Origin of the sequence: Psychrobacter sp. 4Bb (assembly GCF_002836735.1) — a bacterium.
In the GTDB taxonomy this organism is placed as follows: Bacteria; Pseudomonadota; Gammaproteobacteria; order Pseudomonadales; family Moraxellaceae; genus Psychrobacter.
The window spans coordinates 85,917-103,326 of record NZ_PJAS01000075.1 but is presented as its reverse complement, the minus strand read 5'-3'; the positions used below and the strand labels follow the sequence as shown (position 1 = coordinate 103,326).

General features: G+C 43.9%; 15 protein-coding genes and 2 tRNA genes. 3 read left to right on the top strand and 14 right to left on the bottom strand.

What is annotated here, in order from left to right; all coding sequences use genetic code 11:
- Positions 1 to 63 precede the first annotated feature (63 nt).
- The 12 genes from CXF60_RS13160 to CXF60_RS13105 form a co-directional block, all read right to left on the bottom strand.
- A complete protein-coding gene (locus CXF60_RS13160) occupies positions 64 to 606 on the bottom strand; it encodes a DUF3124 domain-containing protein (RefSeq protein ID WP_102092311.1) in 543 nt (180 codons plus the stop codon).
- Between the two features lie 44 nt (positions 607 to 650).
- Positions 651 to 1,352 carry a potassium channel family protein gene (locus CXF60_RS13155; protein ID WP_102092288.1) on the bottom strand — a complete coding sequence of 234 codons (702 nt, stop codon included), beginning with the start codon at positions 1,350 to 1,352 and terminating at the stop codon, positions 651 to 653.
- A gap of 67 nt (positions 1,353 to 1,419) precedes the next feature.
- Positions 1,420 to 3,180 (bottom strand): TrkH family potassium uptake protein, encoded by a 1,761-nt coding sequence (locus CXF60_RS13150; RefSeq protein ID WP_102092287.1) that lies wholly within the window; start codon positions 3,178 to 3,180, stop codon positions 1,420 to 1,422.
- 224 nt (positions 3,181 to 3,404) lie between these two features.
- Positions 3,405 to 4,349 (bottom strand): DMT family transporter, encoded by a 945-nt coding sequence (locus CXF60_RS13145; RefSeq protein WP_102092286.1) that lies wholly within the window; start codon positions 4,347 to 4,349, stop codon positions 3,405 to 3,407.
- A gap of 57 nt (positions 4,350 to 4,406) precedes the next feature.
- Positions 4,407 to 5,546: a flavin monoamine oxidase family protein gene (locus CXF60_RS13140; RefSeq protein ID WP_102092285.1), complete on the bottom strand. Its 1,140-nt coding sequence runs from the start codon at positions 5,544 to 5,546 to the stop codon at positions 4,407 to 4,409.
- A 131-nt stretch (positions 5,547 to 5,677) separates the two neighbouring features.
- Entirely contained in the window at positions 5,678 to 6,100 is a 423-nt protein-coding gene (locus CXF60_RS13135; protein WP_057761099.1) for a hypothetical protein, read from the bottom strand.
- Positions 6,101 to 6,361: 261 nt separating this feature from the next.
- Positions 6,362 to 6,850 carry a M48 metallopeptidase family protein gene (locus tag CXF60_RS13130; RefSeq protein ID WP_102092284.1) on the bottom strand — a complete coding sequence of 163 codons (489 nt, stop codon included), beginning with the start codon at positions 6,848 to 6,850 and terminating at the stop codon, positions 6,362 to 6,364.
- Positions 6,851 to 7,070: 220 nt separating this feature from the next.
- The gene (betT, locus tag CXF60_RS13125) at positions 7,071 to 9,116 is read right to left on the bottom strand and encodes a choline BCCT transporter BetT (RefSeq protein ID WP_102092283.1); all 2,046 of its coding nucleotides are present in this window, start codon (positions 9,114 to 9,116) and stop codon (positions 7,071 to 7,073) included.
- Positions 9,117 to 9,407: 291 nt separating this feature from the next.
- Complete coding sequence (betA, locus tag CXF60_RS13120; protein ID WP_102092282.1) at positions 9,408 to 11,108, bottom strand: choline dehydrogenase; 1,701 nt, start codon at positions 11,106 to 11,108, stop codon at positions 9,408 to 9,410.
- 118 nt (positions 11,109 to 11,226) lie between these two features.
- Positions 11,227 to 12,729, bottom strand: coding sequence for a betaine-aldehyde dehydrogenase (gene betB, locus CXF60_RS13115; RefSeq protein WP_102092281.1), 1,503 nt, complete (start codon positions 12,727 to 12,729; stop codon positions 11,227 to 11,229).
- Between the two features lie 133 nt (positions 12,730 to 12,862).
- Entirely contained in the window at positions 12,863 to 13,432 is a 570-nt protein-coding gene (locus CXF60_RS13110; RefSeq protein WP_220456015.1) for a TetR/AcrR family transcriptional regulator, read from the bottom strand.
- A gap of 1 nt (position 13,433) precedes the next feature.
- Positions 13,434 to 13,778, bottom strand: coding sequence for a DMT family transporter (locus CXF60_RS13105; RefSeq protein WP_102092280.1), 345 nt, complete (start codon positions 13,776 to 13,778; stop codon positions 13,434 to 13,436).
- Between the two features lie 488 nt (positions 13,779 to 14,266).
- On the opposite strand from CXF60_RS13105, the gene CXF60_RS13100 reads away from it, so the two are divergent.
- The 3 genes from CXF60_RS13100 (at position 14,267) to CXF60_RS13090 (ending at position 15,917) form a co-directional block, all read left to right on the top strand.
- Positions 14,267 to 14,342 (top strand) — tRNA-Asn (locus tag CXF60_RS13100).
- Between the two features lie 190 nt (positions 14,343 to 14,532).
- On the top strand, positions 14,533 to 14,862 hold the full coding sequence (locus CXF60_RS13095; protein WP_057761113.1) for a hypothetical protein: 330 nt from the start codon (positions 14,533 to 14,535) through the stop codon (positions 14,860 to 14,862).
- Positions 14,863 to 15,185: 323 nt separating this feature from the next.
- Positions 15,186 to 15,917: a hypothetical protein gene (locus tag CXF60_RS13090; RefSeq protein WP_102092279.1), complete on the top strand. Its 732-nt coding sequence runs from the start codon at positions 15,186 to 15,188 to the stop codon at positions 15,915 to 15,917.
- A gap of 119 nt (positions 15,918 to 16,036) precedes the next feature.
- Here CXF60_RS13090 and CXF60_RS13085 read toward each other — a convergent pair.
- Positions 16,037 to 16,127: transfer RNA gene (locus CXF60_RS13085), tRNA-Ser, on the bottom strand.
- 92 nt (positions 16,128 to 16,219) lie between these two features.
- Positions 16,220 to 17,368, bottom strand: a complete 1,149-nt coding sequence (locus CXF60_RS13080; RefSeq protein ID WP_102092310.1) for a type I glyceraldehyde-3-phosphate dehydrogenase — start codon at positions 17,366 to 17,368, stop codon at positions 16,220 to 16,222.
- Between the last annotated feature and the right edge of the window lie 42 nt (positions 17,369 to 17,410).

Below are 17,410 nucleotides of genomic sequence, written 5' to 3'. Positions count from 1 at the left end.
CTACTTCCGCCTATGCTACTGCGTGCCTTTAACATTTTAAACCACGTACCGACTATACATATCTCAATGTATCACAGGCGTACCTTCTGTACTAAAGGCAAATCCTTTATTGCTAAAATTACCGATCATGACCGCTTCTATCACTGGTTTGACGGTTTCATCCACACCTTCGACTTCGATGATAAAGTTAGCGCCAGAACCGCCTTTGTCCTCTTCTTTTTCGACGATATAGTTGAGCGTTGCCATCGCTGGTAGCTCGATAGGCTTATCTAGATATGATTTGACCAATGCTCCATCTGTATCGTAATAATCAATTTTATTGATATACAGTGACTTTTTGAGCGTAGTGTTACGTACACTCAGCGTCGCCGATAGCAGCACTTTGCGAGCGTCTCTATCGGTATAGATATCAGAATAAATCGGCACATAAAAGGTTTGCTTGTAACCAAACTGACTGTGATCCACGTCTGAGGTAATCGCCAACTCTTTAATCGGATCTTTTTGATGCTCGGACAGAAGAACGTTCGGGTCTTGCGCGGACTGATCACAACCTGACAGTAGTGCCATTATAGCGATCAGTAGGACAGACATACTTCGCTTATTCATAATCATTTCCCTATACCTTCTGGTATCACTGCGATGACAAGCTGCTATTTGATTTTCACACCCACACTACGTAAGAACTGATTGATGTGTTTGTTGGCACCATAAATCACTAATACATCGCGCTCTTGCAATACTTGCTCAGACGTTGCCAAACCTTGGATACTAGGCTTGCTCTGCGTACGTCCAAAACTGTCTTCATAATACTCATAGCGCAACGTACTAAGCAATCGGATATTGAATTTTTGCTCTAACTGTAAGTCGTCAACAGTCTTACCAACCAACACATTTGGAATCTTAATCTCTACCATGCTGAAATTATCGCTCAACTCAAACGAATCGACAAAATAGCGTAGTGACAGACGCTTGGCCCAGCGATTGGCCGCTTCTTTTTCAGGGTGAATCAAATCATCCACGCCGATGGCTTGTAGGACTTTTTCGTGTAGCGGATTGATACTACGGCTAATCAAACGCTTGGCTTTTAACGTCTTAAATAACGCCGTTGCCATGACATTGGCACCTTGATCTTCGCCAATCGCCACGATGACGATATCAGTATCAACGATTGGTAATCCGCTAACCGTATACTCGTCCGTGGCATCCATACACAGCGTATGAGAGATCACTTCTTTGTAAGCTTCAACCCGTTGCATACTACTATCAATAGCAATCACTTCATGCCCTTGACTGGTCAATGCTGACCCCAATGATGCCCCAAAATTACCTAGTCCTACGATGATGTACTTCATAACTTAAACAACCTTTTTTAATATTTTTTGCTATTTATTAAGACCGACATAGTGTGTTTACGACGGATTAGTTAATCGTAATCTCTTCCGTAGGATAGCGATAATTACGTTGACGCATATTTTTAAGCAGTGCAATAAAGATTGTCAGCATACTGACGCGGCCAACGAACATAATGACCGAAACCACTATTTTACTAAAATCTGATAGGTCTGCTGTCAGATTTAAACTTAAGCCCACCGTGCTATACGCTGAAAAGCACTCAAACACCACTTTAATCAAATCAAGTTCTGGCTGATCATAACTGATGAGTGTCACACCCGTACCAATGACCAGTAGCGACAGCCACATAATAGAAAATGCGCGTCGAACGGAAATCTCAGCAATCTCCCGTTTAAACACTTCTATCTTGGTCTGTCCACGAGCTAGGCTCAATGTATTCAATAACGCAATCGCAAAGGTACTGGTCTTAATACCACCACCTGTCGAGTTTGGCGAAGCACCAATCCACATCAAAAATATCGTCAGCATCACTGTTGGAAAAGTCAGCTCACCCATATCAATGACATTAAATCCTGCCGTACGCGGGGTAGCCGCAGTAAAGAACCCTGTTACGAGCTTGCCAAGGAAGCTCGTGTGATCAGCGAGCACATTATTGTATTCAAATATCATCACCCCAATCAGACCGACCAGCAATAATGCGCCTGTGGTAATCAAAGTAATACGGCTATTAATATTAAGTAACCAAGGCTGATAAATATAGCGTTGGTCATGGCGATTTATCAGCCGCTGAGCACGATAACGTAAATACCTAAGCACATTGACCACGATGGTAAAACCCATACCACCGAAGATAAATGTCATCGCCAGAATCAGCTGTAGCGAATAATTAAAACGTAGCGAATCATCGTACAAGCCAGCACTAAAGGTAGAAAACCCAGCATTACAAAAAGCAGAAATCGCATGAAAGACTGAAAAAAATAACTGCTCAGACCAATCCATATTGGGTATGTCATAAATACTGATATAAATCAGCGCAGCCGCTACCGCCTCGACAGCAAATGTGACGTATAAGATAGACTTGAGTGTCGACACCACATCACCCATACCGCGCATGTAAGACATCTCGCTGATGCTGGCTTGTGTCTCATAGCTGACACCACCCTTAAAAAAATAACTAAAATAGGTCACAAAGGTCAAAATACCTAAGCCGCCAATTTGTATCAGACCCATAATAATGACTTGGCCAAAAGTCGTAAAATAGGTGGCAGTATCCACAACGATAAGCCCCGTCACACAAACCGCACTGGTCGCAGTAAATAGCGCATCCACAAAAGATAGTGGCTGCGTCGTCGCATTGGGCATCATCAATAGCAAGGCACCAACCAGCACCACGACTAAAAAGCTTAGAATAAAAAACTGGGCAGGATGTAGAAAGGTACGATTGAGATTGAAATTGTGATCGGAGAGTTCGCGGACGAAGGTGACAAACACCGCTATCTTTATCGCGACAAAGCCATCAACGGCAGCGGACAGGCCTGAACGTACTAAGTCCGTAAAATGCGCGGTCAATAAAATGATGATGGCAATGCTAGTCAGTGCGTCAAAGACGGCGACTTTATTAAGCGTTAATGGCTTTTTGGTATAGATGTAACGACCAGCGGTCACCATAAAACTAAGAAAGATAATGACCAAATAGAAAATATGAAATATTTGTTGGAGCCACGTCGGTAGTGTAAAACCACTATCTAACAAGGCAATCGCTACCCCGATGACACTAATGAGAATCGTAAAATTGTTTAATAATCGATAACGCGTGGCTGCATTCATAGCCTGAGTCCATGACAACAATAACCACGATACTTATACTCCTTTTTTGTCATATCCACAAAAAGTGATTTAAGTTAATCGTAACCAATTATTGAGTCATAGCAGCTATTGATAAGCTAGATACTGATAACCAGACTGATAATCCGAGCGAGATAAGAAGTGCCCATTAGGAAGTAACGGTTTTAATAACTCTATAGTTTAATGCTATCGCCTATACACACTTATTAAACCTCTTCTTTTACTCTTGCTATTTTTACGCCGCCCCATGTTACCAATGCCACGCCAATCGCAATTAAGGTGGCGCCTAAAAATAAACCTTCTGGAGGACTCTCCCCTTGCAAAAAAATAGCGACGGGCACGCCGACAATGGCTCCTACTGCGCCTAACAAACTCAGTAACACGGGCCCACCTGTCTTTTGCAATAGAAATAATAGTAAAAACTGTCCAGCGAACACGCATGCTTGTATAGCTATCATGCTTAGCGGCAACCAATTCTCTAAATCTAAAGGTACAGCAATAGAGAAATCTGACATCATACTGAATAACCCTAGCAGCAGCGCTGCTGCAATCAACATACCTGGAGCGAGTGCACCAGAAGACGCATTATCGGGCCAGCGTAATGTCCGATATATATTGCCAATAGCGAGTAGCACTGGCCCACAAAGCGCGATTAAAATCCAAAACACACTAGAATCTGGCGCAGAGAATTTATGTATGGCTAATGCTCCTGCCCCGATGAGTGCTGCGATGACCCCAAGCGCACGGACAATATAAAATTTCTCTATACGTAGTATCAGCGCGCCAAGATACGTTAGTAGTGGCGGCAATGAGAGGATTAGGGCGACGAAACCTGCGCCCACATGAGGAATGGCAGAAAATAACAGTAAGTTGGCGGCCGCGACACTGACAAGCGCCGCGACAAAGTAATACTCTAAGCTCCGAGCATTAAGAGGAGGGAGTTCTTTTCTGATGAGCGCTACCATCAGTAAGATAACAGCAGCGCCAGTAATCGACCAAAACAAAAACCCTAATGGGGTCAGACCGACATCGATAGCGTACTTTGCCACATTGGTCGAGATACCAGTGAGTGCACCGCCTGCCAGTAGACAAACAAAAGGCACCAGCCAAGTGGTTTTATGAATACTGGTTTGCTTGAGCGAGTCATTCATCGACTATCCTATTGGATGACGAACTTTCTTAATCATGTTTGATGGCTTTTATAATAACTACTGGCGCAAAATGGTAGCAGGTAGGCTTTGTACAGCGACGGTTGCTGCATCAATTGCCCCAGCGACATAGCCAGGGAACTGCGCTGACCACTCACTACCACAACCTGTTATACAGTCTTGCCACATGCCCGTTTTTGGTTTGGATGGCGGTGCTACTGCATGTTGACCGTTACCGCTGGCATCAGCAGACATCGCTGTTAATGGGTCTTTTGCCCAGTCTTTGAGATATTCAGCTTTTGTAGTATTCGCCTGCTCACCGAATAGTCGTACTAACTGGGCACGGCAATGTTCTTTTAGCACCGTATCAGAGACGCTCTGTCGTACTTGAACAGGAACGCCAAAAAAACCAAACAACGCGCCATCGCCCTCTAACGTAGAAGCATCATGTATCTCAGTGAGCGGCCCTATTGCACTACGCGCGGCACCCGAGAAACCAGCATCTCGCCAAAATGGTGATTCATAAACAGCGACGTATTTGGCATGAGGCGCCATCCAAGTGGCTGTCTCGCGCCACTGTTCACTTAAGTCTTGCGGTAGTGCTGGCTGAAATGCTATCCGGCCTTCTACCAATCGAGGCGGTAACGCAAGTAGCACATGTTTCGCTCGGAGCGTGGTCATATGCCCAGAGCTGTCTTCGCTCTGTACTTCAATATATTGAGACGTCTTGTTCAACTGCCTTACCGTTTGACTGGTCATAATACAACTAGCATCTCGAGCATATAGCGCATCAGTTAAAGCAGCCATACCACCGACTAGACGCATAGAAGGTGGTGCGCTTTTGTAACCTTGCATACGCACAGGTGGCTGATTGGCAATGCGCTCAACCATCATATCGCCTTCTTCGAACTGCGCAAAACGTGATAAATTTAACGATTCAACCAGACTACTTAATTGCGTTTGATAATCAGGCCAAAACCAAGATGGACCCAAGTCGAACGCGGCACTTGATTCTGCTTGGTCAATATCAGTATTGTTATTAGTAGCATGTGCATCTGGATATTTAGCAACTGCAATGCGACCACCAAAGGTATCACGCGCCTCTAGCAGTCTATAAGCTATACCCTTTTGCTCTAATAAGAAGGCGGCATATAATCCACTTAACCCACCACCAACGATTACCACAGGTATATCTTGCATAACTGATTACCCTATTTATAGTCGGTTCAATATAACTTGGATACAAGGAAGCCGAATGGAAGTAGTACAAGTAGTAGGCTAAGCGAGACTGACACCGTACCCAATTTGTAGAGGACTGACTATAAACCAAACTACTCTGCCAATAGCTTCGTAAGCATCTCATCAATCTCAACCTTGAACTCTTTATCTTCTATTTTATTGGCTGTGACTTTGGCATTTTGCAGACTTTGGATAGCGGCTTCTTTTTCACCTGTCTCAAGCTGTAGCACCGCCATAGAAAAAGCAATCGATGACATATGATCTTTTGAGTTAATGGCAGTAGCTTTGGCCAATGCTTTGTCATAAATGACCAGCGCTGCGTCCAAATCTTCTGTGAAATCAGCAAGCGTTTCCCATTGTTCTGGGTGGTCTTTGTCAGTGCCTTCATTATCGGTACAAATGGCGTTTAGTTCAGCATACAGCGAATCAAATTTTTCTTGATTGCCTCTGCGATCCGCTTCTAATAACTCTTCGGCTAAGGTGTAAATGGCTTTATATATTTTGGTATTAATCATTGTTTACAACCTTTTATGGACTATATCGTGTGTGGTTAGGATTATAACGTAATTCTGGCGGCTCAGATGATTGGCTTAAAAGAAGACACGATATTTATGTGGCGGTTGTTAACATCACTATGAACCTTGTTAAGGTTGTTATTCATACTATAGTCGATTCAATTTAAAAGTAGTACAAGGCAACCGAGTGCAGAGGTATATTTGATACTTCAAGCGAGGCTAACGCCGTAATACTTTTATAGTGGAATGACTATATTAGTGTTACAACTCTCGCCAGTGTAACCACAGTCGCGTATCCAGCTCAAATTGATGATACTCAGGCTCCATATGGCAGCATAATTGATAAAAAGCTTTGTTATGCTCATGCTCTTTGAAATGGGCAAGCTCGTGCACCACTATCATGCGCAAAAACTCTGGCGGCGCGTCTTTAAATAGGCTAGCTACCGTGATGCTATTGTGCGATTTGAGCTTACTTCCCTGTACGCGCGACTGCGTCGTATGAATACCTAGGGCATGCTTTAAAACCTTGAGCTTACTGCTATAGCTGACATTTGATAGCTGACCAATCTTACGCATGTATTGGGTTTTTATCTCATTTATATACTGATAAAGCGCTTTGTCGCTTTGGACTTGATGCTGAGTTGGGTACTTTTTTTCCAGATACTCGCCCAACCTACCATCACTGATAAGCTGAGCAGCTTGAGTTTGAATCTGTTCTGAGTAATGCGCTATGTACTTTAATTTGGTCACAAATGTATCCTTTGCTAATACGTAGATGCATATCAGTCGATCAATTTAATCTTAATGAATTTTACCTTATATTTGCGGCGCTTGTTTGCCACTTATTTGGGATATACCCTCAACCCAAACGATAGTTATTTATAAATGGTTATTCATAAAAAAACCCATAAGCTGCGTTCAACTTATGGGGGCATTTTTACTAATAGTTTTACTTAAAAAGTGTGTCTGATTAACGCTCTAAATGCAGATACTGCAAATGACGCTCATACTGATTTAAAATATCAACCAATACCTGCTCTTTTGAGTAGCCAACCAAGTCATACTCTTGCGAGCCTTCACTTAAGAACACTTCCGCACGGTAGTAATACTCTGCGTGCTTGGTAGATGTGCTCAATGTAAAGTTAGGACGATGAGCTTTAATCAGATTGACTTCATAAATAAAGTCATCTTCATCACCATGACCGACACGCAGTTTTAGACCGTCTACCTGACCACTATCTTGGTCCATGCCTGCATCGATACCTTCACCGATACTGGCAAGGTTTTTGGTATCCAAAGAAGTTTTGAGACCACCTGCTTTAAACTCTTTTTCGACCTCAGACATCGCTGGCATCACGACCGTATGCAAGAATTTTTCAACCTGTGCATGGCCTGGGAAACTCACAATACGTTGCAAGCGCGCTTTCCAGCTCTTCCCACTGTCCAACACATTTGCCGTGCCGATTGTACTTGCTTTACGCTTATTGCCTTCTTCTTTTAGCGACTTCCACATAGACATCATGTAGAGCACAAGAATAATAGAGAATGGTAAACCTGCAATGACAGAGACAGATTGCAATGAGGCAAAACCACCTGCAAATAACAATCCTAACGTAATAAGACCAGTCGCTGCTGCCCAAAACAGACGTAACCAAACAGGAGCATCGGTATCATTGGTCATACCTCTTGAGCTCAAGTTCGCTAATACTAAAGCGCCTGAGTCAGCAGAAGTCACAAAGAAAATAAGACCAATAACCACACCAGCAAATGACAATACTTCACTGTAAGGGAAGTATTCAAACAGCGCAAACATGCCCATTGCCGCATCATTGACCGCAATTTCACCCAGCTCTGTTGCGCCATTGGCAACCAAGTCTATCGCTGAATTACCAAAGATAGAGAACCATGCAAAAATAAACCCAAGCGGAATAAACATCACGCCAAATACAAACTCGCGTAACGTACGGCCACGACTAATACGTGCAATAAATAGACCTACAAATGGTGCCCAAGCTACCCACCATGCCCAGAAAAATATCGTCCACCAAGATTTCCACTCGGCACCAGCAGCACCGTCATAAGCATAAACGTCAAAGGTTTTATAAATGATGGTTTGGAAATATTGACCGATATTTTGAGTAAAGGTATTTAATAGATACACCGTATTGCCCATTACCAATATGGCAAGCAACAGCAGTATTGACGACAACATGTTGAATTCAGATAGACGACGAACACCTTTTTCGACACCTGTCATCGCAGAGATAGCAGCAGCCGCGACAACACCCACAATGATGAGCGCCTGAACCGTTTTGCTAGATTCGATACCAAACACATGGGTCAAGCCAGCATTTGCCTGCAATACCCCAATACCCAAACTGGTCGCAATACCCATCAATGTACAGACGACGCCAAAAGTATCAATACCATCGCCTAGCCAGCCCTTGATTAAACGTTCACCAAATATCGGTGTCAGCGGCGAGCGTAGCGCGAGTGGCATATTTTTGCGATAAGCAAAGTAAGCCAGCGCCATACCGATTAGTGCATAAATACCCCAACCATGCAGACCCCAATGTAAAAAGGTTTGCGCAAGTGCTTCGCGCATGGCCTCAGCACTCGCAGGCTCTAGGCCTGTATGCGGGGTCAAATAATGCATCAAAGGCTCAGAGGCGCCAAAGAACAACAGGTCAATACCAATACCCGCTGAGAACAGCATGGCCGCCCACGCTAAAAACGGAAATTGTGCTTTTTCGTGGTCTTGACCAAGCTTGATATCGCCGTATTTAGAAAAACCAACAAACAACGCAAAGATACTATAAGCGGCAACCACCAACATATAATACCAGCCAAACTTGTCTGATACCCAAGTCATGCTTGCGCTCAACAAGGCCTCACTATAATCTGGAAAAACGATGGTCCAGATTATCAATAAAATAGAAATAATAGCTGAGCCCATAAACACCGTTTTGTTTAGGGTCAGAGGTTTCGTCACATCTTGTGATGGCGAACTGTACATAAAAGACCTCAATAGATAAATTAAACAGGGTCCGATATTGCTTTGTCCGGCATCGTCTAATAGTAGACTGATGATCTATAACCGTATACGTAGAACCAACCGCATGACGGACAAAGCAGTACCAATAAATAAAAAGCTAATAAAATTATAAACAAATTCAACCTGAACGGTATTCATTATTCTAATACGTTAGCGCTGATAGAAAAGGCCTCTACTTGGAAAGGCCTTTTGGTTAAAATTTTCTCATATCGTTATTTATTCAGTAACCTGTATGCAGGCTTATATCGCAGCCTACACCGTCGAGAGATAATCGCGCATTGGCTCTGAGCGCAGCGGTGCACCATTGGCCACATAATAATCTGCCGTTGAACGTGGCAACTGTACGCCTCTCATCTTGTCGACGATTTTTTCGGCGAGCATAATAGTCGTAGCATTGAGATTGCCACTGATAATATTGGGCATGATAGACGCATCGACGACTCGCAAGCCATCAATACCATGTACCAGACCTTCGCCATTTACTACCGAATCGTTATCTTCACCCATCGCACAAGTACAAGATGGATGATAAGCCGTCTCACTATGATTGCGTACGTATTCATCTAATTGAGCATCGGTGACCAGATCATCGGTCGGTGCAATCGCACGTCCACGATAAGGATCAAGTGCTGGCTGATGCATGATTTCACGTGTGATACGCATCGCAGCACGGAACTCTTGCCAGTCCTGATCATGTGACATGTAATTAAACAAAATGCTTGGATGCGCTTTCGGGTCACGTGATTTTAGCTTGACGCGGCCACGGCTTGGTGAGCGCAGTGAGCCGACGTGCGCTTGGAAGCTATGTGATTTGACAGCACTGCGGCCATCGTAGCGTACAGCTAGTGGCAAGAAGTGATACTGAATATTTGGATGGGTAAACTTCTCATCGGTACGGATGAAACCGCCACCTTCGAATTGGTTAGACGCACCAAGGCCTGTACCGTTGAATAACCATTCCGCACCAATCGCAGGCTTATTCCACCATTTATTAGCAGGCGCGATCGATACTGGCAGTTTGCATTCATACTGCATATATAGCTCTAGATGGTCTTGTAAATTATTACCGACACCTGGCAGATCCAATATTTCAGTCACGCCAGCGTCTTTTAACCATTGACCAGGACCGATACCTGAACGTTGCAGTAGTTGCGGTGAGGCAATCGCACCAGATGAGACAATTACTTCGCGAGCGGCATGGAAGTTTTTGGTCTGGCCTTCGTGTTCGACTTTGACACCGACAGCGCGCTTGCCGTCGAATAAAATTACGTCAGTCAACGCACCCGTCAAAATCGTGATATTGCTACGCGGTTTAGCACGGTCAAGATAGCCGCGAGCTGTTGATGCACGGCGACCGTTAGGCGTCACGAATCGATCCATCGGACCAAAACCTTCTTGCTGATAGCCGTTTAGATCTTCGGTACGTGGATAGCCAGCTTGTACGCCCGCTTCAATCATAGCTTGGAACAGTGGATTGACTCCTGGCTTTGAGGTAGTCATTTCAACAGGACCGCCCACGCCGTGATAGTCGTTCTCGCCAGCGTCACAGTTTTCTAGCTTTTTGAAGTACGGCAAGCAATCCGAATACGTCCAGTCTGACAGACCTTTTATCTTAGACCAATCATCAAAATCTAGCGCATTACCACGGATATAGCACATACCGTTAATCAGTGATGAGCCACCTAGCCCTTTGCCGCGGCCACAGTCCATGACACGGTTATTCATATATGGCTCAGGATCTGTCTTGTAACCCCAGTTATAAGTCGTCCCTTGTAGCGGCATTGCAAGTGCAGCTGGCATTTGGGTACGGAAGTCAAAACGATAATCTGGGCGACCCGCTTCTAACAGCAGTACCTTAATACTGGCATCTTCGGTCAGACGTGTGGCCAGCACATTTCCTGCTGAACCTGCACCAACGATAATATAGTCATACTCAGGTGTGGTTGATGTCATAACATACTCCATAATATTGAAAAAACATAAATCGTTTAGGGTCAGTAAGATGTCCTAAAAAGGCTAAATTAAAGCTAATAAGAAACCTTACTGGCTTCATTTTTCTCAATAAGATTGATTAAAAGACAGATTCAAACGCACCCAACTCTACTTGGATAGATTTGGTCTGAGTATAGTGTTCGAGCGCTTCGATACCGTTTTCGCGGCCGATACCAGAATGCTTATAGCCGCCTACTGGCATTTGTGCTGCCGACTCGCCCCACGTATTCAACCAGCAGATGCCAGCTTCGATCTGAGCGATGACTCGATGTGCGCGTTTTAGATCTGCAGTCACAACCCCAGCGGCCAAGCCGTAATCGGTATCATTGGCACGGCGAATAACTTCTTCTTCGGTCTCGTAAGTCAATATCGACATCACTGGGCCAAAGATTTCTTCGCGTACGATAGTCATATCGTCCGTGCAATCAGTGAATACTGTCGGTGCGACAAATGCGCCGTTGGCAAGCTCGTTTGTCGTAACGCGTGCGCCGCCCGTTAACAGACGTGCGCCGCCTTTTTTACCTTGTTCAATATAGCCAAGCACGCGCTCCATATGCGGGAAGCTAACCAGTGGACCCATATTGATGTTCTCATCCATAGGGTCGCCTAGTTTAATACGCTCAACACGGGTTAGGATGGCTTTCTCAAACTTCGCTTGTAACGCTTTCGGGACAAATACGCGTGTGCCATTGGTACATACCTGACCAGTACTGTAGAAGTTGGCCATCATAGCGATGTCAGCAGCGGTATCGATATCTGCGTCATCAAATATGATCAATGGCGATTTACCACCAAGCTCTAAGGTTACGTCTTTTAGAGATGAGCTTGCCGCGCTCGACATGACTTTTTTACCAGTTGGTACGCCACCTGTGAACGATACTTTTGCGATATCTGGGTGTTCAGTTAGCGCCTGACCCACTTCATAGTTGCCTTGTACCACGTTAAACACACCGTCTGGCAATCCAGCTTCGGTCAATATTTCTGCCAGTTTTAAGGCAGTCAAAGGGGTGACTTCTGACGGCTTAAAAATCATCGCATTACCAGCAGCTAGTGCAGGTGCTGCTTTCCACATCGCGATCTGAATAGGATAGTTCCATGCACCAATACCAGCGACTACGCCAAGTGGCTCGCGGCGAGTATAGACAAAGCTCGTATCACGCAATGGAATCTGACGACCTTCAATCATTGGCGCAAGCCCTGCATAGTACTCGATGACATCAGCACCAGTCACGATATCGACATACTTTGTCTCAGAGTAGGCTTTACCCGTGTCTTTGGTCTCAAGTAGGGCGAGCACATCATTGCGCGCACGCAATATTTCAACAGCCTTTGATAAAATGCGGCCACGCTCGACCGCTGTCATCGCCGCCCAAACTTTTTGACTTTTATGTGCGGCTTTTACGGCTTCATCAATCTGCTCTTTGCTGGTTTGCTGAATCGTTGCCAATACTTCACCAGTGGCTGGATTGATATCTTCAAAAGTCGTCAGCGATTCATCTACCGCTAGATAGCGACCGTTGATATAGGCTGTTTGTACTTGGTCTAAATCGATAATATCTGTCAAATTATTAATATCAGTCATAAATTCTCCTTAGGACGATTGGCAAAAGTAGCTATATAAAGGTACTCAGGCCGAATAGTGTCGTCGTTAGTTAAGTTTCGAAATTTAGTCTTTAAATAGTGAAATAAAAATTATTTTATAAAACAGCGTCATTTTATGAATCAAAGTCTTGTTGCGTCATTTTTATCAGGCGATCACGTAATGACTGTTTGTCTGCGATATCGATACCTGAAAAGTCTGAGAGCCAAATACCGTCAGCGACAAGGCGAACCATACATAATGTCTCGGTATTATCCGTTGCTGCATGTTTTTTGAGTTGCTCGTTCGCCCACTTAGCCCACAACTCACGCAGCTCACTATCACCTAGCATCAGCACATATAAGGTCGCTTGGTTATCGTACTCTTCCTGCCCTTGCTCGCCGAGACTGATGGTGGCGTCTATGTAAGCGCGGGTAAATGAACCGTACTTAACAGGATCGTCAGCCATTGCTGCGTTTACTTCTGCCTCAAACTTAGCCATTGCATCATTGAAGACTTCTAGCACGAGTGCGTTTTTGGTAGAAAAATGATGCATCACACCACCCTTTGTCACCCCAACCGCATCAGCGACCGCCTGAAAAGTCACTTTAGATAAGCCCTGCTCCAATGTGATACGTGCTGCTTGATCTAACAACGCACGACGAATGACTTCTGGCTGTTTTTTACGCTTATAAGCATTTTCCATATCAATGCACCACAGAATTAGACAATAAGTTCATCACAACAACACCGCCGACGATCATCGCGATACCGACCACTGCTGCTGTATCAAGATTTTGCTTGAATAGCACCACAGCAGCAAGTGATGTCAGTACGATTCCGAGTCCGCCCCACAGCGCGTACGCAATACCTAGCGGTATGGTCTTAAGCGTCTGAGCCATTAGATAAAATGAAACCGCATAGAGCGCGCCCATCATCAAAGTTGGCACCAAACGGGTGAACTGCTCTGACTTCATCAAAAAAGTAGTGCCGATCACTTCACAAATGATGGCAATGGCTAAGTAACCATAAGCAATAGTAGTAGGACTCATCTTTAGAACACCCGCTTTCGTTCAACGCATGCTATGAAAAAACATAGCAAAGAAACCACATGGTCGGTATTTTATAGAACTCTACTGCCAATGTGAAGGGCTGTCTTGCAACTTTATTGTGTCAAACGGTGTCGCACCACCTTTATATTCAAAAACACAAAGCACCAAGTCCAGTTTTACTTTGCCGAGTTGATATCTATTTCGATACTTTTATTGTTCATCCTATATGCCATATGAAAATTTCTAAAAATATTTTTTTGTTTGTGAAGCAAATTTATCGTCATTTTCTATTGAGTTCTGCCTTGAAATAGCCTATCTGATAAGGGATAGGCGTTAATTTTCAATAATTGCGATAATATTTATAATTAAACGCATAATAAGGTTGACAGCCTGTAGTGACTTGGCTAAAATGTGCCCCACATAACGCAAACAAGCTAATTAACTGCTTTAATATAAAGCGTCAATAACTTGCTGTTATGACCAGCTATTCTCCAATAGCTCAGTTGGTAGAGCAACGGACTGTTAATCCGTGTGTCCCTGGTTCGAGCCCAGGTTGGAGAGCCATATACTAAAAACCTTCATCATAATTTGATGGAGGTTTTTTTATTGCTGTGTCTTTTATATTTACTTCTAATAATATTAGCACGGCTATGGTGTTCTTTTAGACATTTTTGTTGTATGGTAAGATTAGTTTTGATTGGGTTCGTTTTTGTTTGAGTGCTTCGCTCTTACTCACTAAAAGTAATGGTTTATTATGATACCTGTACGTATAAAAAATAAGTTTTCTGATCATCCGCAAAAAATCATGCGCCCGATTAGTATTCGTTTGTCTGAAGAAATGATTGGCCTATTAGAAACGACGTCATCAGACTTGGGCTTTAAGCGCATTCAAGGGCTTATTCGTCTTTATATTCGTCAGGGCTTGGATCGTGACCATCAGGATTATACGCTTGCCCATGATGAAGTATTCATCGAAACGCTACGTAAACGCGGCGTTAGCCAGCATATTATTGATGAAGCGATTGTAGTGACGCATAACAACAACATCACTCATCCGCTATCTGAGTTACAAGACAACGATTAAACAATTAATAATATCGTTGCTAATTAATAGTAACGCTGCTAGATAATACTAAAATAAAAAAGACCAAGTTTGCTAACGCGAGCTTGGTCTTTTTTGTGGCTGTTATAAAAGTCTAAGCATTACTGATATTTCTCTAACTCTCCTCTTGTTATGCCCTTCTTACATTTAATCTACAGTAAGTATGTTTTTAAGTACTCTGCGATATTTGCGGTTTTAGTTAGCCATAACTAAACACAACAGATGTTTAAACAAGGTATATTAAACATATAGTCGCGACTATTTATAAGGTTTCAACATAATAAAGATCTGCAAGGAGGGGTACGATGACGGGCTTACATCAGCGTTTCAACAAAACTTTGTTTTCAACCATGACGGTAGCAATGCTAGTGATTGCGACTGGCTGCTCATCGCCGCAGACTGATCCAAGTAAAACAACGATACCGACAGATTCTGACCAATGGCAAAAAAAGTTAGGGCAAACTTTTGAGCAGTTGTCTGAGGCCGATCAACAAGTACTCAGCCGATATATGCTGCGTATGAAATTGAGCGACGCTTATGAATCAGGAGCCATGCCGCGTACCACTATCAAGCAAGCGCTAATACAACAGCGTGAATATGAACGTCTGCATCCAAACAACCCAACAGGTAAGAAAAGCCCAATCGTCAAAGGTCAGGCGGCGAACGCTACTGCACAGATGTATCCTGTCGCCCTGCTCCCAGTGAAAACCAGTGATAGCGATAGCTTAAATCAAGTCAAAATGCAGTTTATGCTATCCAATCATGGCAAAGGCGCGATAAAAGGCTTTAAAGGGACGCTAACCATGAAGGATGCCAATCTGACAAAGGGCAAAAACTTTAATGTGCCTTTGACAACGTTTGATCCACCTATCGCACCAGAACAATCCGGCAAGATCATTATTGAAAGCAGCATTGAGGATATCAATGTCATGCGTGCTATCAAAAATGCTAGTGGCATCACTATCGAGATTAATAAAGGTACGCTTACCTTAGTAGACGATCAGACAATTGAATTTGAAAATTCTTTGGTGAAGTAGTGAAGTAGCTGTACAACCTACTATTGAGGATTTTATAGAAGTAGAAGGGGCTAATTAATACTTTTATCAATACCATAAAAAAAAGCCCCAATCATTGCTGATTGGGGCTTTTTCGAATTTGGCGGAGACGGAGAGATTCGAACTCTCGAAGGGCTATTAACCCTTGTCGGTTTTCAAGACCGGTGCATTCAACCGCTCTGCCACGTCTCCATTGGTGCATCATTATATAGATATCATTTTATAATGCAAGCCCCTAAACTAAAAAAATTCAATTAATTTTCGAATACTTGTAAATTGGTGCATTATCGCTTGCTTGAGGCCAGATGTAAGCACATATCGAGCAGCCTATTGGCATAGCCCCATTCATTATCGTACCATGCAAAAACCTTATATTGACCACCTACTTGCATAAGCTGCTGACCATCAATGATAAGCGACTCAGTCTGATGGATAAAGTCACTAGATACCAATGGCTCATCGGTATAAGCCATGATGTCATGCAAATGCGCTTGACTGGCAGATTTGAGTACTTCTCGTACTGTCTCGACATCGACATCTGGCGTATCAAACACAAAGGTGACATCAATCGCAGCCACGTCGATAGTTGGCACTCGTATCGAATGTCCGTTTATCTTGCCGACCATGGCTGGTAGCACCCGCTCTGTCGCAGCGATACTACTGGATGTTGTTGGGATAATATTATAGCCAGAAGCGCGCGCCCGTCTTGGGTCTCGATGTGCTTGATCTAGCACTGTCTGATCAGCAGTAACTGCATGAATCTCTGTCATCATGGCGGACTGCACACCAAACGCTTTATCTAGCGTATCAATCAATGGTACCAATGCCTGCGTGGTGCAAGAAACACTAGAAATAATCGGTAGCTCAAGCGTAAGCGCATCGGTATTCACGCCCATGACGATACAGGCATCCACATCGTCAAATGGCGCGGCACCGATAATTACTTGCTGCGCGCCAGCATCGATATGTAGCGTCGCTTGCTCATACGAGCGAAAATGCCCAGTACATTCTAAAACCACATCAACACCCAGAGCCTGCCAAGGTAAATTTTTTGGATCAGGCTCTGATAGCATATTGATGCAATAAGTTAAGTTGTTCTTAGTCAGACAGAGTTCGGTCTTGCTCGTATCACCTGACTCACTCTCTACAATCTCAGCATTGACCCCTAATCGACTGAGGCGGCCATGGGTGCTATCAAATTTTAATAAATGTAATAAGATATCCGCTGGCGCCAAATCATTAATTGCCACTACATGAATCGCACGACCTAACACTTCGAAGCGCTCTAGCAAAGCACGAAGTACATTGCGCCCTATACGACCAAAGCCATTGATAGCGACTCTCAGTGGCTGTGTGTGCTCACCAGTAGTACGGAACGTCGCCGCTGTCGGGTCAGAGGTCAATTGGTAAGTAGCGCTCGAAAAATCAGGCATAACATCGGACATAAAGGGTATCGCTATAAATGGGGGTAAAAA